This window comes from Streptomyces sp. NPDC048331, from assembly GCF_043201215.1.
Classification (GTDB): domain Bacteria; phylum Actinomycetota; class Actinomycetes; order Streptomycetales; family Streptomycetaceae; genus Streptomyces.
Genome location: NZ_JBICYT010000027.1, coordinates 80,372 through 96,309, shown reverse-complemented (window position 1 = coordinate 96,309; position 15,938 = coordinate 80,372). Strand labels below are relative to the sequence as shown.

At 72.3% G+C, this 15,938-nt stretch carries 12 protein-coding genes and 1 pseudogene; 5 read left to right on the top strand and 8 right to left on the bottom strand.

The genetic code is table 11. The features are described from left to right. Positions 1–291 precede the first annotated feature (291 nt). Positions 292–1,329, bottom strand: a complete 1,038-nt coding sequence (locus ACGFYY_RS30935; RefSeq protein WP_393714440.1) for a WD40 repeat domain-containing protein — start codon at positions 1,327–1,329, stop codon at positions 292–294. Positions 1,330–1,405: 76 nt separating this feature from the next. Between ACGFYY_RS30935 and ACGFYY_RS30930 the strand changes: the two genes are divergently transcribed. Beyond that, positions 1,406–2,098, top strand: coding sequence for a GDSL-type esterase/lipase family protein (locus ACGFYY_RS30930; RefSeq protein ID WP_393714438.1), 693 nt, complete (start codon positions 1,406–1,408; stop codon positions 2,096–2,098). A gap of 56 nt (positions 2,099–2,154) precedes the next feature. Here ACGFYY_RS30930 and ACGFYY_RS30925 read toward each other — a convergent pair whose 3' ends face one another. Next, positions 2,155–3,144 (bottom strand): aldo/keto reductase, encoded by a 990-nt coding sequence (locus ACGFYY_RS30925; RefSeq protein WP_033223684.1) that lies wholly within the window; start codon positions 3,142–3,144, stop codon positions 2,155–2,157. Positions 3,145–3,346: 202 nt separating this feature from the next. On the opposite strand from ACGFYY_RS30925, the pseudogene ACGFYY_RS30920 reads away from it, so the two are divergent. Continuing rightward, positions 3,347–3,646 (top strand): annotated as a pseudogene (locus ACGFYY_RS30920) (aldo/keto reductase); the annotation flags it as partial. A gap of 179 nt (positions 3,647–3,825) precedes the next feature. Here ACGFYY_RS30920 and thpR read toward each other — a convergent pair. From thpR to ACGFYY_RS30905, 3 genes are all read right to left on the bottom strand, one after another. Further along, positions 3,826–4,380: an RNA 2',3'-cyclic phosphodiesterase gene (thpR, locus tag ACGFYY_RS30915; protein ID WP_393714435.1), complete on the bottom strand. Its 555-nt coding sequence runs from the start codon at positions 4,378–4,380 to the stop codon at positions 3,826–3,828. A 71-nt stretch (positions 4,381–4,451) separates the two neighbouring features. Further along, complete coding sequence (locus tag ACGFYY_RS30910) at positions 4,452–5,822, bottom strand: MFS transporter (protein WP_393714433.1); 1,371 nt, start codon at positions 5,820–5,822, stop codon at positions 4,452–4,454. 26 nt (positions 5,823–5,848) lie between these two features. Beyond that, on the bottom strand, positions 5,849–6,286 hold the full coding sequence (locus tag ACGFYY_RS30905; RefSeq protein WP_030010566.1) for a MarR family winged helix-turn-helix transcriptional regulator: 438 nt from the start codon (positions 6,284–6,286) through the stop codon (positions 5,849–5,851). Between the two features lie 130 nt (positions 6,287–6,416). On the opposite strand from ACGFYY_RS30905, the gene ACGFYY_RS30900 reads away from it, so the two are divergent. Beyond that, on the top strand, positions 6,417–6,599 hold the full coding sequence (locus ACGFYY_RS30900; protein ID WP_030010567.1) for a hypothetical protein: 183 nt from the start codon (positions 6,417–6,419) through the stop codon (positions 6,597–6,599). On the opposite strand, the gene ACGFYY_RS30895 is transcribed toward ACGFYY_RS30900, so the two are convergent. After that, positions 6,600–8,063, bottom strand: coding sequence for an NCS2 family permease (locus ACGFYY_RS30895; RefSeq protein ID WP_393714430.1), 1,464 nt, complete (start codon positions 8,061–8,063; stop codon positions 6,600–6,602). It abuts the gene before it with no gap. 128 nt (positions 8,064–8,191) lie between these two features. Between ACGFYY_RS30895 and ACGFYY_RS30890 the strand changes: the two genes are divergently transcribed. Next, entirely contained in the window at positions 8,192–8,524 is a 333-nt protein-coding gene (locus ACGFYY_RS30890; RefSeq protein WP_393714428.1) for a DUF2530 domain-containing protein, read from the top strand. 301 nt (positions 8,525–8,825) lie between these two features. After that, positions 8,826–11,291, top strand: a complete 2,466-nt coding sequence (locus tag ACGFYY_RS30885) for an HAD-IC family P-type ATPase (protein WP_393714426.1) — start codon at positions 8,826–8,828, stop codon at positions 11,289–11,291. A gap of 66 nt (positions 11,292–11,357) precedes the next feature. Here the strand turns inward: ACGFYY_RS30885 and ACGFYY_RS30880 are convergent, their stop codons facing one another. Both ACGFYY_RS30880 and ACGFYY_RS30875 read right to left on the bottom strand, forming a co-directional pair. Beyond that, positions 11,358–12,545 (bottom strand): acyltransferase family protein, encoded by a 1,188-nt coding sequence (locus ACGFYY_RS30880; RefSeq protein WP_393714424.1) that lies wholly within the window; start codon positions 12,543–12,545, stop codon positions 11,358–11,360. Positions 12,546–12,780: 235 nt separating this feature from the next. Further along, on the bottom strand, positions 12,781–15,924 hold the full coding sequence (locus tag ACGFYY_RS30875; protein WP_393714422.1) for a sacsin N-terminal ATP-binding-like domain-containing protein: 3,144 nt from the start codon (positions 15,922–15,924) through the stop codon (positions 12,781–12,783). Positions 15,925–15,938: the final 14 nt, after the last annotated feature.

Here is a 15,938-nt window from a genome sequence, read left to right as displayed (position 1 = left end):
CCCCCCCCCCCGCCCCCCCCCCCCCCCCCCCCCCCCCCCCCCCCCCCCCCCCCCCCCCCCCCCCCCCCCCCCCCCCCCCCCCCCCCCCCCCCCCCACCGGCGCGGGCGCCGCACGGCTCGGCTTCCGGCGCGGCGCCGTCGCCGGGGGCGCGGCCCCCGGACCCCCGCGCCTCAAACGCCGGCGAGGCTGGTGGTCGGCGCCAGACCTGATGGGCCGGGGAGGCGGGGGCGCCTCAAACGCCGGCGAGGCTGGTTCGGCCGGCGAGACCGGAGGAGTGGGGCGGCGCCGGATCAGCTGCTGCCACCTCGGCGGCGGCGGAGGAGGCGTTTGGTGCCCAGGACCAGGATCAGGCCGCCCGCCAGGACCAGGGCTCCCTTGCCGAAGCCGACCGGCGGTTCCGTCATGGAGGACGCGCCCGGCGGGGAACCCGGCTGGGGGGAGGCCGACGGGGCGGCGGTGGCGGCGGCCACCGGGACCGCGATGACCCGGCTGCCCTCGCCCTCCGCACCGAACATCAGCGTGGAGCCGTCCGGCGTGTACGTCACCGACTCCGCCTGCCCCTGCCACGGCGCGTCCACCCGCTCGCCCTCGCCCACCGGCAGGCCGTCCTTCCACGGGTAGGTGCGGGCCGTGAAATAGCCCCGTAGCGTCAGTCGGGTGCCGTCGGGGGAGAACGCCCCGTCCGTCACCCACGGCACGTCGGCGACCCGCCGGAACACGTTCGTACCGCCCGTCGACAGCTCGGCCGGGCCCTCGTAGAGGCCGCCCTTGTTCTCGTCCTTGCTCGCGATGTACACCCGGCCCGTCACCGGATGGACCATCAGGGACTCCGCGTTGCGCGCGCCGTCCGCGTACTTCACCGTGAACTGCGCGGCCTCGACCGTGACATCACCCAGTTGCTTCGGTTCCGGGAAACGGTAGATCCACACGTGGTCCCAGGTACCGCCCCGGTTGTCGCCGATGTCCCCCACGTAGAGCTGCCCGTCCGGGCCCAGCGAGATCGCCTCGACGTCGCGCGGCTTCCCGATCCCCTTGAGCGTCACGCGGGCCACCGTCCGGCCGGTGGCCGAGTCCACCCCGTAGATGTACGGGCCGTCGTCGCTGTCGTTGTGCGTCCAGTACACGCCCGGGTGGATCCGGCTGGCGGCCAGGCCGCTCGACTCCTTGATCCGCGGGTCGGAGATGGTGAAGGAGGACCCGGTGGGGATCTCCGCCGCGACGGCCGGGCCCGGCAGCACGGCGAGTGCGGCGGCGGCGACGGCGGTGGTGACGGCAACGGCGGCGGACGCGGCGGCGGACGCGGCGGCGGACGGCATGGGCAGGCGCATGCCCCCAGCCTGCCAGTACGTGCCGCGTGTCCGGCGTCACAGGGGTTTCTGTCGCGCGATCCGCGATGATGACCGGATGCGTTTCATGTTCGTCGGCGACTCCATGACCATCGGACGCGCCGGCGACTACACCTGGCGCTACCGGATGTGGCAGCACCTCAGCTCGACCTTCGGCGGCCCCTACCGGATCGTCGGTCCGCGCTGCGAGCTGTACGACACCGTCGCCGACACGCCCACCAGCCACGCCTACGCCGACCCGGCCTTCCCGGAGCGCGCCCGCCGCCACCTCGCCGGCTGGGGCGAGGGCTGGCAGCACATGGCCCCCCTCATAGGCCCGGCCGTCGCCGAGAGCGGCGCCGACGTGCTCCTGGTGTCCCTCGGGCTGATCGACCTCGGCTTCTACACGGACGCCGGGCAGACCGCCGCCAACGCCCGCCGGTTCGTCGCCGAGGCCCGCGCCGCCCGCCCCGCCGTCCGCATGGTCCTGCTGCCGGTCATCCCCAACAGCCGGGCCGAGGAGGACGCGCCCTTCGCGGCCGAGGTGGCCCGCTTCAACGAGCTCCTCGCGAAGGCGGTCGCCGACCTCACGACCGACGCCTCGCCGATCCTGCTGGCCGCGCGCCCGGACGCGTACGACATCCACCGCGACACCTACGACGGCACTCACCCGAACGCCTCGGGCGAGCACCGGCTGGCCGGTGAGTTCGCGGCCGTCCTGCACCAGGCGTGGGGGATCGGCGGCCCCTACCGGCCCGCGCCGGGGCCGTAACGGCGGTCGTCGCCCAAAACGGAGGAACGACGACCACCGCGCGGGCCCTCATCCGATCACCAGGCGAAGGCCTCCGGGGACGGCCCCGGCCCGGGGAAGATCTCGTCCAGCCCGGCCAGCACCTCCTCGCTCAGCTCCAGCTCCAACGCTCGCAAGGCGCTCTCCAACTGTTCGGCGGTGCGCGGGCCGACGATGGGTCCGGTCACCCCCGGCCGCGTGAGCAGCCAGGCCAGGGCGGTCTCGCCCGGCTCCAGCCCGTGCTTGTCCAGCAAGTCCTCGTACGCCTGCACCTGCGCCCGCACCGTGCTGTTGGCCAGTGCGTCCGCCGACCGGCCGGAGGCGCGCCGGCCGCCCTCGACCTCCTTCTTGATGACCCCGCCCAGCAGACCCCCGTGCAGCGGGGACCAGGGGATGACGCCGAGGCCGTACTCCTGGGCCGCTGGGATGACCTCCATCTCTGCGCGTCGCTCGGCGAGGTTGTAGAGGCACTGCTCGCTGACCAGACCGACCATGCCGCGTCGGGCGGCCGTCTCGTTGGCCTGGGCGATTTTGTAGCCGGGGAAGTTGGAGGAGCCCGCGTAGAGGATTTTGCCCTGCTGGATGAGCACGTCGACGGCCTGCCAGATCTCCTCGAAGGGGGTTCGGCGGTCGACGTGGTGGAACTGGTACAGGTCGATGTGGTCGGTCTGGAGTCGCTTGAGGCTTGCCTCGACGGCCCGGCGGATGTTCAGCGCCGACAGCCGGTCCTCGTTGGGCCAGGTGTCTCCCTCGCGGGACATGGATCCGTAGACCTTGGTGGCGAGAACCGTCTTCTCCCGCCGGCCGCCACCTCGGGCGAACCAGGTGCCGATGATCTCCTCGGTGCGGCCCTTGTTCTCACCCCACCCATAGACATTGGCCGTGTCTACGAAGTTCAGACCCGAGCCGAGCGCGGCATCCAGGATGCTGTGGCTGGTGGGTTCGTCTGTCTGAGGACCGAAGTTCATCGTGCCGAGAACGAGTCGGCTGACCTTGAGGCCCGTGCGTCCGAGCTGCGTGTACTTCATGAGCCCCAAGCCAACTGCTTGGAGTCCACTCCAAGCAAGAGCGCCCCGCGAACCCGCTGGTTCCTGCGACAACACGCATGGTCGCGTTGACGTGTGGACGCCTGACCGCCCCTGCGTACGGTCTGGTGGTGGTCAGCTGTCGCTGTGCACCGCCGCCACGTCGCGGACGCGGCGCTTGAAGTCCATCGGGATCTGATTCGCCCAGGGTGGCCGCCGCGCCTCCGGCCGATCGGCGGACGCGCCGGCGAACACCACCGTACGGGCGCAGGTGCAGGCGTACGAGGACCTGCTGGACAAGCACGGCCTGGAGCCGGGCGAGGTCGGGCCGGCCTGGCTGCTGACGCGTCCCGGGGTCACCGGGCCGATCGTCGGGCCGCGCACGCAGGAGGAGCTCGACTCGGCGCTGCGCGCGGCGGAGCTGGAGCTCTCGCAGGAGGTCCTGGCGGGCCTGGACGAGATCCTCCCCGGTCCCGGGGCGTCGCCGGAGGCCTTCGCCTGGTAGGCCCTGCCGGGGCGAGGAGGCTACTGGCCGACGGCAGCGGCCACGGCCACGACGAAGAACATCAGCACGAGCACGCCGGCCATCACACGGTTTCTGGTCTTGGGATCCACCCGTCGAGCGTAACGCGGGCCGCCGGCTCTCCCGCACGCCCCCCGGCTCCGGCCGGGGGCGTGCGGGTTTCAGCCGTCGAGCGGCCAGGCGCCGACGGTCTCGTAGCGGGGCTGCTCGCCCGGAACGCCGCTGACGGGGAGGTTGCTGCGGACCAGGCTGAGCGTGTCGACCTGCCAGGGCGTGCCCTCGAAGCCCGCGAGGGCGTCCAGGTAGGGGCGCAACGGGGTGGTCGTGTTGCGGCTGCGGGCCAAGGTGAGGTGCGGGTTGTAGCGGTGGTGCTGCTCCATGGGTACGCCGGCCCGCCGGGCGGCGGCGTGGGTCCGTTCGGCGAGCATCCGCAGGGCGGCGAGCTCCCCGGCGGCGCCGGCCCACAGCGCGCGCTCCCCGAAGTGGCCGGAGCCGTGGAGCCGCAGGGTGAAGGGGGCCGTGTGGTGGGCGGCTCGTGCCAGGCGGGTGTGCAGCTCGGGGAGCACCTCGTCCCGTACCTCGCCCATGAAGGCGAGGGTGAAGTGCCAGCCCGCTCGCGTGGTCCACGTGAGGTGGTCGTCGTGCAGGGGGTCGACGGCCCGGGCCAGCTCGGCGACGGCCGCGTCCGGCGGGAGGACGGCTGCGAACAGTCTCATGCGGCGAGCGTATCCGGGCGCCGCGCCGGCGAGGCCGGAACATCAGCTCCGCCGGCGTTCGAGGCGCGGGGTCAGGCGACCGTCACCAGCTCGCGGGGGCGCGAGACGGCCGGGACGAACGTCACGCCGCGGCGGCTCAGCCGTACGCGGAGGTTGCCGACACGCGCCAGGACCACCGCGATCGCGACCGAGGCGAGCAGGGAGATCATCCCGCCCGCGGCCATGCCGATCCGCGCGCCGTAGGTGTCCGTGATCCAGCCCAGCAGCGGGGCGCCCAGCGGGGTGCCGCCCGTGAACACCATCATGAACAGGGCCATGACCCGGCCCCGCATCTCGGGGTCGGTCGCCATCTGCACGCTGGAGTTCGCCGTGACGTTGACCGTCAGGCCGAAGATCCCGATGGGTACCAGCAGGGCGGCGAACAGCCAGAAGCCGGGTGCGAAGGCGGTCACCAGGAGCAGGGCCGAGAACAGCACGGCCGCGGCCACCAGCACCCGCAGGCGGGACTGTCCGCGCCGGGCCGCGAGCAGGGCGCCGGCCAGGGAGCCGGCCGCGATCAGGGTGTTGAAGAGTCCGTAGGTGCCCGCGTCCCCGTGGAAGACGTCGCTGACGTACGCCGAGAGCCAGATCGGGAAGTTGAACCCGAAGGTGCCGATGAAGCCGACGAGCACGATCGGCCAGATCAGCTCCGGGCGGCCGGCCACGTAGCGCAGGCCTTCGCGCAGCTGTCCCTTGGCGCGGGGCCTCGGCTCGACCGGGTGCAGTTCGTGCGTCCGCATCAGCAGCAGGCCGGCGAGGGGCGCGGCGAAGGACAGTCCGTTCAGGAGGAAGGCCCAGCCGGAGCCGACGGCGGTGATCAGCACACCGGCGATCGCCGGGCCGACCAGCCGCGCGGACTGGAAGTTGGCCGAGTTCAGGCTGACGGCGTTGGCCACCTGGTCCTTGCCGACCATCTCGGGGACGAAGGTCTGCCGGGCCGGGTTGTCGACGACGGTGACCAGGCCGATCGCGAAGGCGGCCAGGTAGACGTGCCAGACCTGGACGTGTCCGGCCAGGGTGAGGACGGCGAGGGCGATGCCGGTCAGGCCCATCGCGCTCTGGGTGGCGAGGAGCAGCGGCCGCTTGGGCAGCCGGTCGGCGAGTACGCCGCCGTAGAGGCCGAACATCAGCATCGGCAGGAACTGCAGGGCGATGGTGATGCCGACGGCGGAGGCGGAGCCGGTCAGCGAGAGGACCAGCCAGTCCTGGGCGATGCGCTGCATCCAGGTGCCCGTGTTGGACACGACCTGGCCGGTGGCGAAGAGCCGGTAGTTCCGGATCTTCAGCGAGCTGAACATGGAGCCTTTGCCCGCGGGTGCTGCGACGGCCCGGTCGGCGGTCGCGGCGGTAGAGGGGGTGGATATGTGGCCGGGTGCGGAGTCTGCTCCGGTTCCCGTACTCAAAAGCGTTCGCCTCCTGGCGTCGTTCCTTACAGGTGCGCGAGCTTCTCCAGGACGGGGGCGGCCGCGCGGAGCTTGGCCCATTCGTCCTCGGTCAGCTCGGCCGCGAGCCCGGCCAGGAAGGCGTTGCGCTTGCGGCGGCTCTCTTCGAGCATCGCTTCGGCCTCCTCCGTCTGGCGGACCACCTTCTGGCGGCGGTCGTCGGGGTGCGGTTCCAGCGTGACCAGTCCCTTGGCTTCCAGCAACGCGACGATGCGCGTCATCGACGGCGGCTGGACGTGCTCCCGCCGCGCGAGCTCGCCGGGTGTGGCCTGGCCGCAGCGGGCGAGGGTGCCGAGGACCGACATCTCGGTCGGGCTCAGCGACTCGTCGACGCGCTGGTGCTTCAGGCGCCGCCCCAGCCGCATGACGGCGGAGCGGAGGTCGTTCACGGCGGCTGCGTCGTCGCCATGGGAAAGGTCATGCATGTATTTAGAGTAACTCATTACTCTCCCTAAGGAACACCACTTTTCCGGCTCACACCTGGGGTCACTCATACGGGTGAGTCGGCGGCTGAAAGTGACACACGTACGCACCCTGTGCCCCGACTCTTTCGGCATGGGGACACATGTGCTGAGCATGCGCATAGACGGGGAGCTCCTCGACAGGCTCCGGATCCATGCGGCCAAACGCGGAATGAGCGTCCAGGACTATGTGGTCCGGACGCTCATTCGCGATGACTTCGACGAGCGCTTCAAGGCGGCCGTCGACGAGACAGAGAAGTTCTACGGGCTGACGTAGCTACTGCCCGAGGCCGAGGGCCGGCATCGCGTAGTAGAAGACGAACACCGCCGACACCACGTACATGGCCACCGGGACCCCGCGTCCCCGGCCCGTCGCCAGGCGCAGCGCGCAGAAGCTGATGAAGCCGATGCCGATGCCGTTGGTGATCGAGTACGTGAAGGGCATCATCACCATGGCCAGGAAGGCCGGTACGGCGATGGTGTAGTCGCTCCAGTCGATGTCCTTGACCGAGCCCGCCAGGATCATGAAGCCGACCGCCACCAGGGCGGGCGTGGCCGCCTGGGACGGGACCATGGTGGCGAGCGGGGTCAGGAACAGCGCCACGGCGAAGAGGCCGCCCGTCACGATGTTCGCCAGGCCCGTACGGGCGCCCTCGCCGACACCGGCCGTGGATTCCACGAAGCAGGTGGTCGCGGAGGAGGAGGTGGCGCCGCCGGAGGCGACCGCCAGGCCGTCGACCAGCAGGACCCGGTTGATCCCGGGGAACTCGCCGGTCTTCTTGTCGATCAGTTTCGCCTCGTCGCCGACGCCGAGGATCGTGCCCATGGCGTCGAAGAAGCAGGACAGCAGCACGGTGAAGACGAAGAGGATGCCGGTGAGCAGCCCGACCTTGCCGAAGCCGCCGAACAGGCTGACCTGGCCCACGAGCCCGAAATCGGGTGCGGCCACCGGGTTGCCGGGCCACTCGGGCACGGTGAGGCCCCAGCCCGAGTCGGGCACCTTCGCGACCAGCTGGACCACGACGGCGACCAGTGTCATGGCCACGATGGAGATCAGGATCGCGCCCGGGACCTTGCGGATCAGCAGGGCGAACGTGAACAGCACGCCGATCGCGAAGATCAGGACCGGCCAGCCGTCCAGGTGACCGGTCCCGCCGAGCTGGAGCGGGACCGTGGTGTGCGCGGCGTCCGGGATCCGGGAGACGAAGCCCGCGTCGACCAGGCCGATCAGCATGATGAACAGGCCGATGCCGATGGCGATGCCCTTGCGCAGGCCCAGCGGGACGGCGCTCATCACCCGTTCGCGCAGGCCGGTGGCGACGAGCAGCATCACCACGAAGCCGGCCAGGACCACCATGCCCATGGCGTCGGGCCAGCTCATGCGCGGGGCGAGCTGGAGCGCGACCACCGTGTTCACGCCGAGGCCGGCGGCGAGGGCGATCGGGACGTTGCCGATCACACCCATGAGGAGGGTGGTGAAGGCGGCCGTCAGGACGGTGGCCGTCACCAGCTGGCCGGAGTCGAGCTGGTGCCCGTACATGTCCTTCGCGCTGCCCAGGATGATCGGGTTCAGCACGATGATGTAGGCCATGGCGAAGAAGGTCGCGAGGCCGCCGCGGACCTCGCGGGCGACGGTCGAGCCCCGCTCGGAGATCTTGAAGTAGCGGTCCGTCGCGCCGGAGGGTTCCTGGGGGGAAGGGTCCGGGGAGGTGGCTTCGGGGGCGGGGGCCGGGGTGCTCATACGGTCCTCATTGGGTGGTTCATACGAAGAAAATGGGCCGCGCCCAAACCGTTTCAGTATGAACACATGAACGAAAGGGCGTCCATCTCCGCGCGTAGATGGCGTTTCGCGACGCCTAGACTTGCCGCATGGCGAAATGGACTGCGAAGCACGAGGCGCCCGAGCCCCTGGAGGGCCCGGTCGTCGCCACCGTCACCGGTGGCACGATCCTGTGGTTCGCCCTCTTCCTGGTCCAGCTGCCCTTCTACGGGTGGTTCGCCGACCGGGGCCAGTTGTGGTGGGTCTGGACCTGCGCGGCCGGCGGCTTCCTCGGCCTGATCGGCATCTGGTACGTCCGCGGCCGCGACGCGGCCCTTGCGCGTCACGCCGAGGCTGCCGCGCAGGCCGAGCCGGACGGGCAGGCCGAGCGGGACGGGCAGGCCGAGCGGGACGGGCAGGCGGGCCCGGGGCCGCAGGCCTAGGCCGGGCGCGGCGGGATCGTTCGGGTGGGGCGGTGCCCCTCCGGGACGTCTCCTCGGCTCGCGAACCCTTGGCCGGGTCGGCCCGTGGTTCGGCGGTGGGTTCGCTCGACCTGCGGGGACGTCCCGGAGTGTCCCCGCCCCACGCGCGGTCGCCCGGCCTGCTGGACGTCCCGGAGTTGCGGGATGTCCCCGAGTGGGTCGGACCCGCAGCGATACCCGGGGACGATTCGGGTCATCCTGAGGTCGGATCTTCGGACTTCTCGGCGGGTGAAGCGAAAGAACCCCGCCTAACGTCGAAGGCATGACGCAGCGGGCTGGAACCGAATCCGACGGGCCGGAGCCGGGTGGCGGCACGGCCGCCCCCGCCATCGACGCGGGAGCGGAGCTGGACCCCGTACACCCGATGCGGCCGCCCGCACCCCTCTTCAAGCCGGGCGGGCTGAGCACCGCGGAGGTCGCCGAGCGGGTCGCGCGGGGCGAGGTCAACGACGTCCCCGTGCGCAGCAGCCGTTCCACCACCGACATCGTCCGCGCCAACGTCTTCACCCGCTTCAACGCCATCATCGGCGTGCTCTGGGTGATCATGCTCTTCGTCGCGCCGATCCAGGACAGCCTCTTCGGCTTCGTCATCGTCGCGAACACCGGCATCGGCATCATCCAGGAACTGCGCGCCAAGAAGACCCTCGACAGCCTCGCCGTCATCGGCGAGGCCAAACCCAGCGTGCGCCGCGACGGCCGGACCGCCGAGATCTCCACCTCCGAGATCGTCCTCGGCGACGTCATCGAACTCGGCCCCGGCGACAAGGTCGTCGTCGACGGATCCGTCGGCGAGGCCGACGGCCTGGAGATCGACGAATCCCTGCTCACCGGCGAAGCCGACCCCGTCCTGAAGAAGCCCGGCGACCTGGTCATGTCCGGGTCGTTCGTCGTCGCAGGCGGCGGCGCCTTCACCGCCACCAAGGTCGGCCGCGAGGCCTACGCCGCCCAGTTGGCCGAAGAGGCCTCCCGCTTCACGCTCGTCCACTCCGAGCTGCGCTCCGGCATCTCCACCATCCTCAAGTACGTCACCTGGATGATGATCCCGACCTCGATCGGCCTGATCATCAGCCAGCTCCTCGTCAAGGACAACAACCTCAAGGATTCCATCGCCCGGACCGTCGGCGGCATCGTCCCGATGATCCCCGAGGGGCTCGTCCTGCTCACCTCCGTGGCCTTCGCGATCGGCGTCATCCGGCTCGGCCGCAAGCAGTGCCTGGTCCAGGAGCTGCCCGCCATCGAAGGCCTCGCCCGCGTCGACGTGGTCTGCCTCGACAAGACCGGCACCCTCACCGAGGGCGGCATGGACGTCACCGAGCTCCGCCCGCTCGGCGGCGCGGACCCGGCCTACGTCAAGAAGGTGCTCGGCGCCCTCGGCGAGTCCGACCCGCGCCCCAACGCCAGCCTCCAGGCGATCATCGACGCCTACCCCGACATGGCCGAGTGGCGCTGCACCGAGTCCCTGCCCTTCTCCTCCGCCCGCAAGTACAGCGGCGCCAGCTTCAGCGAGGGCGACGGGGAGAACAACACCTGGCTGCTCGGCGCCCCCGACGTCCTGCTGCCCACCGGGGACCCGGCCCTCGACGAGATCAACGACCTCAACGAACAGGGTCTACGCGTCCTGCTGCTGGCCCGCTCCGCCCGCGAACTCGACGACGCGGCCGTCGCCACCGGCGTCCGCCCCACCGCCCTGGTCGTCCTGGAACAGCGGCTGCGCCCCGACGCCGCCGACACGCTGCGCTACTTCGAGGACCAGGACGTCAAGGCGAAGGTCATCTCCGGCGACAACGCGATCTCCGTCGGCGCGGTCGCCGGCAAGCTGGGTCTGCCGGGCGCGGAGAACACCGTGGACGCCCGGCGGCTCCCCACCGACCAGGCCGACATGGCGCAGGTCCTCGACGACAACTCCGTCTTCGGGCGGGTGAGCCCGCAGCAGAAGCGGGACATGGTCGGAGCGCTCCAGTCCAAGGGCCACACGGTCGCCATGACGGGCGACGGGGTCAACGACGTCCTCGCCCTCAAGGACGCGGACATCGGCGTGAGCATGGGCTCGGGCTCGGAGGCGACCAAGGCGGTGGCCCAGATCGTCCTCCTCAACAACAGCTTCTCGACCCTGCCCTCGGTGGTCGCCGAGGGTCGCCGGGTCATCGGCAACATCACCCGCGTGGCCACCCTCTTCCTGACGAAGACGGTCTACTCGGTGCTGCTGGCCATCCTGGTGGTCTGCTCGCAGGTCGAGTACCCCTTCCTGCCCCGCCACCTCACGCTGCTGTCCACGCTCACCATCGGCATCCCGGCCTTCTTCCTGGCCCTGGCCCCGAACAAGGAACGCGCGAAGCCGCACTTCGTGAAGCGGGTCATGCGGTACGCGATCCCCGGCGGCGTCATCGCGGCCGTGGCCACCTTCGTCTCGTACCTGATCGCCCGCCACCACTACACCGGCCAGGGCGCCCTCGAAGCCGAGTCCAGCGCGGCCACACTGACGCTGTTCCTGACGTCCATGTGGGTCCTGGCGATCATCGCCCGCCCCTACACGTGGTGGCGGGTGGCCCTGGTCGGCGCGATGGGCGGGGCGTTCCTGATCGTCCTCGTCGTGCCGTGGCTGCAGGACTTCTTCCAGCTCAAGCTGGTGGGTGTCACGGTGCCGTGGATCGCGGTGGCCGTCGCCGTGGGCGCGGCCGTGCTGATCGAGTTCACGTTCAGGTGGGTCGACCGCAAGTTCCCGGCCTGACCGGCCTGACCGGCCTGACCGGCCTCACCGGCACCGGGCCGGGAGAACGAGGCCGGGCGAGCGGGGTCAGGAGACCGATACGGGCCGCTGGTCCTCGGCGGTCGCCGCGCGGGGTGCCGGGACGTCGGGCGTGGGGCGGCGCCGGGCGCCGATGTCCTTCAGGCGCATCGCCGGGCGCTCGACCAGGTGCCAGGACAGCACCGCCGCGACCAGCGCGCCGGCCAGGGAGAGCCCCAGGTAGGCGGCGAAGCCCCAGCGCGCGCCGCCGAGGACGGCCAGCGACTGCTGCACGAGGAAGCCGTAGATGTAGATGCCGTACGAGTAGTCGTGCTTGGCGCCGATCCGCTGGAACGGCTGGGGCAGCCGGATCGCCAGCCACAGCAGCAGGTAGCAGAAGGCCGGCACGCCCAGGGCGAAGAAGTACCCGTAGTGCAGGGTCAGCACGAACACCACGGCGCCGAGGGCGGCCAGCGGGTCGCTGACCGGGACGCGCTCCTTGTAGAGCTCCAGCACCGCACCGAGGGCGAAGGCGAAACCGAGGTAGATCATGTAGTTGACGCTGTGCGGGCCCATCAGCGGGATGACCAGGTCACCGCCGTGCGCCGCCGCACCGGCACCGGCGTTCAGACGGTTGCCGACCGCGTCACCGACGACCAGGCCGCCCAGGACCACCGCCACCGCCAGGACGGTCCGCCGGGACCGCACCAGCGAGCCGCCGAGCGCCAGCAGACCCACCCCGAGGTAGCAGAGGATCTCGTAGGCCAGCGACCACAGGGCGCCGTTCATCGCCGCGTTGTGCGTGAGCCCCTTGGTGGTGCCGGTCTCCATCACACCGGATATCCCCCACTGCCCGACGCCGACGGCCCAGTTCGCCTCGACGTAGGCGAAGGGGCCCTGCGGGTGGTCCCAGAAACCGCCGGTGTCGCCGTGCTGACGCCAGTACAGGAAGGGGGCCACGACGAAGGCCGTGACCGCCATGCACACCCAGAAGCCCGGCAGCAGACGCAGCGCGCGGTGCCACAGGAAGCGGCCGACGGGCAGCCGGTTCCCGCTGCGCGTCACGAGGATCCCCGAGAGGAAGAAGAAGCCGAAGACGGCCATCTTCCCGAGGTCGATCTGCCCCTGCGAGAAGCCGTGACCGAACTCATGACTGCCGAAGCCGAGGATGCCCGCGTGCGAGACCACGACGGCCGACGCGAGGAGCAGCCGCAGCAGACCCAGGCTGTTGTTCCGGCCGGAAAACAGCTCGGACACCGGCCCGTGGGACCACCGGAAGCCGGCCGAACGGGCTCTCCTGTCGGGCATGACGCTCCCCCTGAACGATTCCCTGAGGGGGCGTTCTCTTCTTGGTCGTGGATCCGCCGGTCGGACGAAAGCACTGATCAGTCTGAGTCGGCACGTGCCGCCTGTCAAAGGGAGGGCACGGGTTCCGGGCGGTCGCCCGCCCGGGTCCAGGCCCGCTCCGGGCCCGCCCGCGGCCCGCTTCCCGTCAGTCGAACCAGCGGTCCCGGGCCAGTTCCGCCGTACGCGACGGGTCCTCCAGCAGGGCCGCCACCTCGAAGCGGCGCGGCCACTGGCCCGCCGACCAGGCAAGGCCGGCCGCGACGCCCTCCAGCGTCGACGCGTGGAGCGTGCCGTCGGGGGTGCGGCGCCAGTCGAGCTCCGTGCCTCCCGCGACCAGCTCCTCGTGCTCGACGTACGTCGTCGGAGTGGCCGGACCCAGCAGCACGAGCACCGACTCCGGGACCTCGTGCTCCTCGCCGGGCGTGGTCACCTCCGCCGGAACCGTGTCCGACAGCCGGCGCACCTGGAGCAGCTCCGCGAGGTCCGCCGCACGCGACGGCGGGACCGGCAGCAGTGGCAGTCCCGCCGTCAGCGGCAGCAGGTCCGGGGCGTCCGCGATCACCGCGTCGGCCGCGTCCACCACGAGCACCTCACCGTCCACCACCGCGCGCAGCTCGTCCGGGAGGGTGACCTGCTCGGGATCCAGATCGGCCAGCGCGCCGTACAGGCCGTGCAGCTGGTGGCCGGTGACCTCGCGGTCCGGGTCGGCCAGCCGGGCCAGCAGCTCGGCGGCGCCGCCGGGCTCGTCCAGCAGGGCCGCCACGGAGGTCCGTACGCCGAGCGCCCGCAGGACCTGCTCGTCCTCGAAGCCCGTGGCGTCCGCCGAGGTGTAGAGGCCGTCCAGCAGCGGGTCGCCGCCCGCCGCGCGCAGACCCGCCGGGCGGCGGCCGTCCAGCACCGGGTGGTCGCGCAGCCACCACGCGGTGTACGGGCGCACCGACTGCGTGGTGCCGTCCGGCAGCAGGATCCGCACGGGCTGGGTCAGCGCGTCGCGCAGCGGCGGCTGCGCCAGCAGGGCGAGGGCCTGCGGCCAGCAGTCGTCGTCGACGAGGTCGAGGTCCCGGACGGCGATCAGCTCGGTCGCCACCGGTGGGACCGGCAGCTCCGGCAGCTGGTCCAGGACGTCCTCGCACCACACGTCCACCGCGTCCAGCAGGCCCGCGTCGTCCGGCTCGGCGAAGTCGCCCTCGCGCGGTTCCAGCTCGTCCGGATCCAGGACCACGTCGGTGGCACGGACCAGCTGGAAGGTGGCCAGGACCCCGCACGCGGTGAGCGGGCCCGCGCCCCACCGCTCGGCGAGGTCCGCGTCCACGTACGGGACCTCGTCCTCGCGGATCACCGAGGCCAGCGGGCTGCCCGGCAGCAGGAGCTCGCCCGCCGGGACCAGTTCCCCGTCCTCGTCCGGGAGGGCCAGCGCGCCGAGCCACGGCTCGTCGCCCGGCGCCAGATCGGCGTCCCGGACCAGCCCGAGGACCACCTCGGCCAGCTCGTCGGCGTCCAGGGTGTCGGCGTCCTCGTCCCAGATCTCCCCCGCGTCGAGGGAAGCCGCGACGGCCGCCCGCACCTGCGGGGTCGTCAGGACCGCCCGGGCCGTGGCCGGCAGGGCGCCGAGCTTCTCCAGCAGCGGGTGCGCGGCCTCCGGGTGGGCCACCTTCAGGCCCAGCCGGGCCAGGCTCGACGGCGTGTCCGCGCCGGGCAGCAGGATGTGCCGGGGGCCGATCGAGGTACGGCCGTCGGCGAGCGGCACGGGCAGCCCCGACAGCCGGTCCGGGTCCACCCCGGCGAGGCTGTCGTAGAGCCGGTGCCACCACTCGGGGGTCCGCTCGATGCCCGCGATCCGCTCGATGGCATCGCCCAGCGGCAGCCGGCCCACCCCCAGGGTGGGCAGCTCGGCCCGACGCTCCAGGCCCGCCGGCAGCAGCGTCGGCAGGACCTCGGCGAGGACGCGTACGGTGTCGGCGCCCGCGCCCTCCACCACCTCGGCCTCGAAGGGGCGCAGCGCGTTGCGCTCCTCCGCGTGCTCGGGCGGCGCGGCCGGCGCGAGGAAAGCGGTACGGGGCAGCCGCTGGAGCACGGCGGCCCGCAGGGCCCCGTCCAGCTCGCCCTTGCCGAGCGGGCCGGGCACCAGATCCACCAGAGCGGTGGTCACCGGGTCCCAGTCGCCGAGGAGTTCGGCGTACGCGTCGGCCGCCCGCTCCACGAGGAAGTCGAGCAGCGGCCCCGGCGCGGGGTGCCGGCGGGTGGTGTCCAGCGGCAGGGTCGCGATGAGCAGCGCCGGGATGCCCAGCGGCTCGTCGGTGGGGGTCGGCGCGTGCACCACCGGGGCGGTGGCCGGGCGCACCGGGGCGCCGTCGCCGTCGACGGGCACGGCCCAGGACACCGCCCAGGCCGGCCGCAGCCGCTCCTCGACGGGCCGGTCGGCGAGCAGCGCCCGTTCGATGGGGCCGCCGTGCCGGACGGTGCGCCAGCGGTGGGTGACCGTGCCGGAGGCGGTGGTGTCCTCGATGACCGTGTACGGGCCCTCGTCGCGCCGGTACAGGGTGCGCGTGCCGTCGGACGTGCTGTCCGACTGCGTCTCGATGACGACCTCGCGCAGCCCGGGCAGGGTGAGCAGCAGGGCGTCGTCGACGCCCGCCAGCAGCCGCTCCACCAGCCCCTCGGCGGCGGCGTCGCGCAGCGGGAGGACCACGACGGTGTCGTAGCCCTCGGGGGCGGTGCCCTCGGCGGGCAGCGGAAGGCGCAGCAGCGGAACGTGCCCGTCGCGGCGGCGCAGTTCGTCGCCGAGACCCGGGCTGCCGACGGCGGCGCCCCGGGCCAGTTCGCGGGCCTCGGCCAGGGACCAGCGCACCCCGCCGTGCCGGCCGAGCACCGCCGGTTCGTCGGAGACGGCCAGGACGGCCGCGAAGCCCACGCCGAACCGGCCGACGCTGTCGCCGGACGGCTCCCGCTTCGCGGAGGCGCGCAGGGTGCTCAGCGACTCCACGCCCGTCGCGTCCAGCGGGGCACCGGTGTTGGCGACGGCCAGCAGCGCGTGCCCGCCCTCGCCCTCGTGCAGGGTCAGCCGGAGCCGGCCGGGCACCTTGGCCCGGGCCGCGGCGTCGGCGGCGTTCTGCGCCAACTCGATGACGAGCCGGTCCCGGTAGCCGCCGAGCGCCAGGTCCTCCTCGGCGTTGGCGTCCTCACGGAACCGGGCCGGGCCCGCACCCCACGCGTCGAGCACCCCGCGCCGCAGCCGGGCCGTGCCGAAGGGGTCCACACCGCTCTGGGCCGCCGTCACTCGCACGCTCACGCCGCTGCCTCCAA

Excerpts from the sequence above, each read along its gene's own strand:
- ACGFYY_RS30935 (WP_393714440.1), bottom strand. The coding sequence starts at position 1,329 with ATGCGCCTGCCCATGCCGTCCGCCGCCGCGTCCGCCGCCGCGTCCGCC.
- ACGFYY_RS30930 (WP_393714438.1), top strand. The coding sequence starts at position 1,406 with ATGCGTTTCATGTTCGTCGGCGACTCCATGACCATCGGACGCGCCGGC.
- ACGFYY_RS30925 (WP_033223684.1), bottom strand. The coding sequence starts at position 3,144 with ATGAAGTACACGCAGCTCGGACGCACGGGCCTCAAGGTCAGCCGACTC.
- thpR (WP_393714435.1), bottom strand. The coding sequence starts at position 4,380 with ATGAGACTGTTCGCAGCCGTCCTCCCGCCGGACGCGGCCGTCGCCGAG.
- ACGFYY_RS30905 (WP_030010566.1), bottom strand. The coding sequence starts at position 6,286 with ATGCATGACCTTTCCCATGGCGACGACGCAGCCGCCGTGAACGACCTC.
- ACGFYY_RS30900 (WP_030010567.1), top strand. The coding sequence starts at position 6,417 with ATGGGGACACATGTGCTGAGCATGCGCATAGACGGGGAGCTCCTCGAC.
- ACGFYY_RS30895 (WP_393714430.1), bottom strand. The coding sequence starts at position 8,063 with ATGAGCACCCCGGCCCCCGCCCCCGAAGCCACCTCCCCGGACCCTTCC.
- ACGFYY_RS30890 (WP_393714428.1), top strand. The coding sequence starts at position 8,192 with ATGGCGAAATGGACTGCGAAGCACGAGGCGCCCGAGCCCCTGGAGGGC.
- ACGFYY_RS30885 (WP_393714426.1), top strand. The coding sequence starts at position 8,826 with ATGACGCAGCGGGCTGGAACCGAATCCGACGGGCCGGAGCCGGGTGGC.